This window comes from Microcoleus sp. D3_18_C4 (assembly GCF_036702355.1).
Classification (GTDB): Bacteria; Cyanobacteriota; Cyanobacteriia; order Cyanobacteriales; family Microcoleaceae; genus Microcoleus.
On sequence record NZ_JAUBTF010000133.1, the window covers coordinates 1 to 5,100 of the forward strand.

The 5,100-nt window shown below is 43.0% G+C and carries 6 protein-coding genes; 5 read left to right on the forward strand and 1 reads right to left on the reverse strand.

The features are described 5' to 3' along the window. Positions 1-269: 269 nt before the first annotated feature. Positions 270-566 carry an iron chelate uptake ABC transporter family permease subunit gene (locus tag QUA90_RS29880; RefSeq protein ID WP_333448739.1) on the forward strand — a complete coding sequence of 99 codons (297 nt, stop codon included), beginning with the start codon at positions 270-272 and terminating at the stop codon, positions 564-566. A 27-nt stretch (positions 567-593) separates the two neighbouring features. Continuing rightward, the gene (locus QUA90_RS29885; protein ID WP_333448740.1) at positions 594-1,019 is read left to right on the forward strand and encodes an ABC transporter substrate-binding protein; all 426 of its coding nucleotides are present in this window, start codon (positions 594-596) and stop codon (positions 1,017-1,019) included. A 485-nt stretch (positions 1,020-1,504) separates the two neighbouring features. On the opposite strand, the gene QUA90_RS29890 is transcribed toward QUA90_RS29885, so the two are convergent. Then, positions 1,505-1,870 (reverse strand): hypothetical protein, encoded by a 366-nt coding sequence (locus tag QUA90_RS29890; RefSeq protein ID WP_333389126.1) that lies wholly within the window; start codon positions 1,868-1,870, stop codon positions 1,505-1,507. Between the two features lie 325 nt (positions 1,871-2,195). On the opposite strand from QUA90_RS29890, the gene QUA90_RS29895 reads away from it, so the two are divergent. The 3 genes from QUA90_RS29895 (at position 2,196) to QUA90_RS29905 (ending at position 4,774) form a co-directional block, all read left to right on the forward strand. Beyond that, complete coding sequence (locus QUA90_RS29895; RefSeq protein ID WP_333331384.1) at positions 2,196-2,927, forward strand: response regulator; 732 nt, start codon at positions 2,196-2,198, stop codon at positions 2,925-2,927. Positions 2,928-2,933: 6 nt separating this feature from the next. Further along, positions 2,934-3,533, forward strand: a complete 600-nt coding sequence (locus QUA90_RS29900; RefSeq protein ID WP_333331388.1) for an adenylate/guanylate cyclase domain-containing protein — start codon at positions 2,934-2,936, stop codon at positions 3,531-3,533. Positions 3,534-3,838: 305 nt separating this feature from the next. Beyond that, complete coding sequence (locus QUA90_RS29905) at positions 3,839-4,774, forward strand: fused MFS/spermidine synthase (RefSeq protein ID WP_333448741.1); 936 nt, start codon at positions 3,839-3,841, stop codon at positions 4,772-4,774. Positions 4,775-5,100: the final 326 nt, after the last annotated feature.

The following is a 5,100-nucleotide window of genomic DNA, read 5'->3' on the forward strand; positions in this document are numbered from 1 at the left end:
TTCTGCCACATCTCTTGATGAGATTATTCGCGCTTATTGTGCAACTTAGTGTCTCATTTTTATTTGAAATAACTATACAGATCGCTGCCATATCTCCGATCGAGCCTTAATCTGAATAGGTTACTGTAGTTAACGAGCGCGATCTATCCACAAACAGGAGAATATATGGTAAGTAACTAGCCGGATTGTCTCTTAGGAGTTTGGGCGATCGCGCAGGAATAACTCTGCAAAAAGGTTATTTATCTAAAAGCAAAGCGGTATAATATATTGTGAAAAAAATCTGGCTAAAATATCGAGTTTTTCACGCAGTTGTATTCTTAGGATTGGGTTTGCTGTTAACCATCGCCCTTTCACTTTCTTTTGGTGCGGTGCCGATGAGTTCAGCTCAATTGTGGCAAGCATTTCTGCACCGAGGTGATGCTGTAAATCCAACTATTTTCTGGGAAGTGCGTTTGCACAGAGTGGCGGCAGCGCTGACAGTTAGTGCGGCGTTAGGAATGTCGGCAGCTTGGCTGCAAGGGCTGCTCCGCAACGGTTTAGCCGCTCCTTTTGTATTAGTGATTTAGGCGGGTGCGGGGTTAGTTGCGATTACCATGCTGACTTTGGGAATATTTCAAACTGGGATGGCTTTGGCGGCTTGGATAGGTGCTATTTTAACTTCGATGCTGGTCTACTTTTTGGGACAAACTAAAACGGGAATTTCTGTCGAACGTAGGGATTACCGCAGTCACTGCCGAACGCACCCTCCCAATTTGGAAAAAATCATCGCATTGAAACCGGATTTGGTAGGTGCGTCGGGGTTTCATGACGAAACAATGCAAAAATTGCAGCAGCTAAAAATTAAAACTTTACTCACTCAATTTGATAGCTGGAAATCTCTAGAAGAGTTAACAACAACTTTAGCTAAATCTCTCAATACCAATCTTGAACCTCTGTTAAAACGCTACCAAACATTTTTAGCAGACATCCCAAATCAAAGCCCCGCTACTTTAGTTTTGGTAAGCAGACAACCGATTTGATCACCCAATCAAAGCAGTTGGGCTGGAGATTTGCTGGGTAAGTTTAACGTGAAAAATGTCGCAGCCCAATTGCAAGGAGATAGCCACGTACAAGGCGACGTGACGCTTTCAGCGGAAAAGGTTTGAGAGGCTAATCCCGAAGTTATCATTGTAGTCGATCGCGGAGAAGGAATTTTAGACCAATTTAAATCTGATTCATTTTGGAATCAACTAACAGCCACAAAAAATAATCGAGTTTACGTTTTTGACTATTATGGATTGGTCAACCTAGGTAGTATCGAAAAAATTTAGCAAGCAACTGATCAACTTAAACAAGTTCTAGCTAAAAAGTAGAGACCCGATTTTGAGAGATACAAAATCTCTAGAAATCCTGCAACAAATTGACTACAATTTCTCTAAAAGTGAGAAAGCTAAAGGCATTCCAAAGCGCGCAGCGATCGGAAACCGGGTTTTTGAGCCTGACTCCCAATGCTGTCGGCTCGCCCTCAAGAAGCTAAATCCAGAGGTGGCAAACCGCGCAACTGTCGCAGCGAGTTGATACACATCTGACAGTCGCAGCCAAACAGCGCCACCGCGGCATCGCTTTCTTCTTCCGAAAAATCCAGCATCGCCACTTGTTCGTCAGCAGGTCGCTGCCAACTGATTGTTACTTTAGAATTAGCAGCAGCAGACTTGCCAGAAAGCCGCACGCAAGTCAGGCGCTGAGTGTGGGGCGATCGCACGCATTGGGGCGAATCAGCCGATTGAGCTGGTGTTTCGCCAATTTGAGCGGGATTTGCGATCGCGCTCAAAGACATCAGAGATCCAAACAGCGTCGGACTTACAAGTAAAGTGAGGAGCAATCGATTCATTTGTCGTGCTTAAGAACTTTAATGTATACATTAGCCGATTATCTGTTGCAATTCAACAAGGTGTTCGTCCGCTATCAGTACGATTTGCCGTTATTAAGGTTTAAAAGCCGAATATTTACCGTTTAAACTTTCAACAATTGTCCGGGTATTAGCAACCAGCATTTTCTGATAAGTATCACGTTCGCTCCCCATTTTAAGATTTGTTGCAATTTGAGTAAATTTAGGTCGCCAGTGATAACAAATTCATCCAAGGCGGGTAAACTGATTTCAGCAAGGGTTACTCGAAGCAGCGAACAAGTTTACCTCAGAAACCAGGTGGGGAGTGATGAGTACAGTTTTAGTGGTGGAAGATTCCCGCAGCCAGCGGGAGTGCATTTCACATCAGTTGAGGTGCAGCGGATTAAATGTAATTCAGGCATCTGACGGTGTGGAAGCGCTGGATAAAATTGAGAAAAATTGTCCTGATTTAGTATTATTAGATGTCATAATGCCCCGTCTGGACGGCTACGGGGTTTGTCGTTTAATTAAAGCTAATCCCGAAACTCGGAACATACCGGTGGTATTTTTAACAGGCAAGGGACAGCAGTTAGCTTTATTTGCGAGGTTCCAGGGCGATCGCGCCGAGGCTTATGTTAGCAAACCTTGGCAGCCGAGGGAACTTTTGGCAACGATCAAAAAAGTTTTGCTCAATGCCAATATTAAGTTCGATCGAGCTTCAGCCGACGCTTGGACAGAATACGGAATTTTAAACTTAAGTACAGTCGAACTGTATCAAAGCCATGCCGATGCTTGGACAAAATACAGCTCCCAAATTATTAAATTGTACGATTCCAGCTTAGCAGCTTTCGAGCAAGCTTTGGCAATTGAACCGAGTCACTCGAATGCAAACAAGTACCGCAACCGAGTCCAGACAATTCGGGGAATTTTGATGAAAAAATTAGAGCAAACTAAACCTTGCAAAGTCTGCGATTATTATTACGGTAAGGATGGCATCAATTGTGCAGTGCATCCGGCTGGCCGCCCTCAAGAACTGTGTCGCGATTGGGAATTTAATTAAAATAAAATGAAAACAAATAACCGCGCTAACTTGGAAAAGTTGCTGCAAGAAAGAAACGAACATCCCGAAAAAATGGCTGAAATTGATGAAAAGATTAATGCCACTTTCCGCAAAAATTACGCAATTTTAGTAATGGATATGTCGGGATTTTCCCGCACGACAGTCCGCTACGGAATCATTCATTTTTTGGCAATGATTCACCGGATGCACGGCATTGTCAAACCGATAATTTCAGAATACGGTGGCACTGTAGTTAAGGAGGAAGCAGACAATATTTTTGCAGTTTTTTCTGATGTAAAATCAGCGGTGGAAGCTGCAATCGACTCTTTGAAACAAACGGCGGCTGTCAACACAACACTGCCGCCGGAGATGGATATTTACCTCTGCATTGGTATTGGCTGTGGCGATGTTTTGATGCTGGAAGGAGAGGATATGTACGGATCGGAATTTAATCTGGCATCCAAGCTGGGAGAGGATTTGGCGGAACGGGGAGAGATTTTGCTAACCTCAGCAGCCTTTGAAAAGTTGGAAGGTGACAAGCAAAGTTGGGAAAAAGTGGAACTTTCGATTTCTGGTTTGGAGTTGGTGGCGTACAAGCGGGTGTAATCGGGTGAATTTCTGTTGTCTTCTCGTTCTTCGCCATGCTGGAAAATGAGAACATGACCAAGAATTTATTGATGGTACCCGCCACGTGATTTATCTGTGGAATCAACCCAAAATCGAAAATCCTCAACCCCACGCATTTATCCGTCGGATCGCCTCTAAAATCTAAAATCGATTGACTTGCCTCAGCCTTTACTAGAAACCCGGTTTCTTCGCAGATATCGAGCGACTCAGCCATTTTGGTAGAAACCGGGTTGATGAGGCTATATTATTAGAGAATATCGAATTTAAATAAAATTTAAAATCAGATGATTGAGGAACACAAAACTTGGCAATCTATTAATTTATCCGCTATTCGACAGCGACTGGCTTGGCTGCAGCAACAGCCCGACAAAGTTATTTTTTGCAAAGAGTCTGGTGTTCACTATGTGGGAGTCACAAAAGATCGATCGCACATTAAGCTATCTTTAGTAGAAAAAGTAAATCGGCAAACAGATTTACTGCAATCTATTTTCGATCTCAACAATCCTTTACATCTAGTGTCTGAATATACTCAGGCGATGATGTTGGGTTTAGTGTGGCAAAGCCAACCTCAAAGAATCTACATAGCGGGATTTGGCGGCGGCAGAATTCCCTTAGTTTTGCACCACTATTTGCCGGAAACGGTTATAGAATGTACGGATGTCGATCCGATCGCGATCGAAGCAGCTACAAAGTGTTTTGGAGTGCAGTTTGACGAGCGGCTAACTGTAACAATTCAAGACGGCAGAGAGTATTTAGAGCAGCAAAAATCAGATTCTCAGTACGATATCATCATGATCGACGTAGCTTTTGGCAACGGCTACTTTCCGCACCGCCTCTCCACCAAAGAATTTTATCAAATCTGCGAAAAACACTTGTCAAGCGAGGGAGTTTTGCTAGCCAATCTGCTGCACAGAGATCAGTTTTATGCCGAAAAAATCACGACTTTTCAAAGTGTGTTTTCTCAGGTGTGCGTGTGTGTTTGCCAGGAAAGTAATAGCATTTTGATTGGTAGCAACAGCCAGATTTTGGAGAAAGATGAGATTGTTGCTAAGACAAAATATTTGCAAGATAGCTATCAATTTTCATTTCCATTAACAGACAGGGCGCTTGAGGTAAAAGTAGGTAGAGAATTGGCGGAGGCTGTACCTACTTTAGACAAAGCTCAAATTTTTCATGACGATTCGCCGCCCGCTGGTTATTTTGATTGCTGGTTATTCTGATATCTATAATAAGTCCGGGTTTACTCTTTGTGGAACAGGCCGGAAAGCCTGTTGCTGATGTGGCTTTCACGATGTTGAGATAGCCCGGAGATTGGAAATCGCGTCTACACATACGAAGTCCGAGCAGAGGGGGACTAAGAAAAAAGGGGGTACTAAAGCCGGATTTAATATGATGTGATTTTGTCCCGAATTTTCAGCATCGATCGCCGATCGAGAAAAAATCTATAATAAATCCATATTCTAAAATCTATAATAGACCTCTTGCAAAAAAGATATATGTTATAATCAGAAGTTTTAAATTTAGCCCCCTAGAGCTAACTCATAAT

Coding starts and splice junctions, on each gene's coding strand:
- QUA90_RS29905 (WP_333448741.1), top strand. CDS start 3,839: ATGATTGAGGAACACAAAACTTGGCAATCTATTAATTTATCCGCTATT.
- QUA90_RS29900 (WP_333331388.1), top strand. CDS start 2,934: ATGAAAACAAATAACCGCGCTAACTTGGAAAAGTTGCTGCAAGAAAGA.
- QUA90_RS29895 (WP_333331384.1), top strand. CDS start 2,196: ATGAGTACAGTTTTAGTGGTGGAAGATTCCCGCAGCCAGCGGGAGTGC.
- QUA90_RS29890 (WP_333389126.1), bottom strand. CDS start 1,870: ATGAATCGATTGCTCCTCACTTTACTTGTAAGTCCGACGCTGTTTGGA.
- QUA90_RS29885 (WP_333448740.1), top strand. CDS start 594: ATGCTGACTTTGGGAATATTTCAAACTGGGATGGCTTTGGCGGCTTGG.